This window comes from Streptomyces sp. 150FB (assembly GCF_000818195.1).
In the GTDB taxonomy this organism is placed as follows: Bacteria; Actinomycetota; Actinomycetes; order Streptomycetales; family Streptomycetaceae; genus Streptomyces.
Genome location: NZ_JTHL01000001.1, coordinates 391,272 through 392,257, shown reverse-complemented (window position 1 = coordinate 392,257; position 986 = coordinate 391,272). Strand labels below are relative to the sequence as shown.

Genomic DNA, 986 nt, shown 5'->3' with positions numbered 1-986 from the left:
CCGCCACCGCGCCTTCCGCGCGTGCGGCGGGGGCGCCCGCGATGCCGGTGATCTCGCCGGCCGCGTACACGCCGGGACGGCTCGTACGCTGGTCACCGTCCACGCCGACGAACACCTCGGCGCTCGCGCCCGGCGCCCGGCGCAGCTCGCAGCCGGCGGCGACGGGGAGTTCCAGTTGCGGGGTGAAGCCGTGGCCGACGCACACCGCGTCCACGGAGACGACACGTTCGCTGCCGGGCACCACCGACCAGTCGGCCCGTACCCGCGCGGTCACGACCTCCTCGACCCGGCCGTCGCCGCGCGCAGCGACGACGGCCCTGCCCAGCCGGTACGGCACCCGGTGGCGCCCCAACGCCGCCGCGTACCCGAGGAGTTCGCCCGTCTTCGAGGCCTGGGCCGACAGCTCCCAGGGGCGGCGCAGCCAGCCGCGCGCCAGATCGGGCGCGGTGTTCGCCTCCAGCACCTCCAGCACCGTGGACCCGGCTTCGAGCAGCGACACGGCGACCGGCAGCAGGAAAGGACCGGTGCCGCCGACCACCACCCGGTCCCCGACGACCAGTCGCTCGCCCTTGGCCAGCGCCTGGGCGGCGCCCGCCGTGTAGACGCCGGGCAGATCCCAGCCGGGGAAGGGCAGCATCCGGTCATGCGCACCGGCGGAGAGCACGAGGGCGTCGGGCTCCAGTACGTGGCGGCCGCGCCGCGATCCGTCCTGGACCCGCCGCAGCACATGCACGCGCGGCGGGCCCTGCTCGCCGGGGTCCCGCTGGTCGAGCGCCCATACGGAACTCTCCGGCCACCAGGAGCAGCGCGGGTGACCGAGCACCTGGCGGGCGCGCCGGTCGAAGGACCGGTAGCCGTGGTGCACGGCCTCGGGGCGCTCGGCGCCGAAGGCCTCGGGCAGCATGCGGTGGTACTGGCCGCCCGGCCGCTCGCCGGAGTCGATCAGGGTCACCCGCGCCCCCGCGGCCAGCGCGGCGCCGGCCGCG

General features: G+C 77.1%; 1 protein-coding gene. It reads right to left on the bottom strand.

Annotation, left to right across the window (positions count from 1 at the left end):
• The coding region (locus QR77_RS01525; RefSeq protein WP_040019304.1) for an FAD-dependent oxidoreductase at window positions 1-986 on the bottom strand (986 nt) is incomplete at both ends.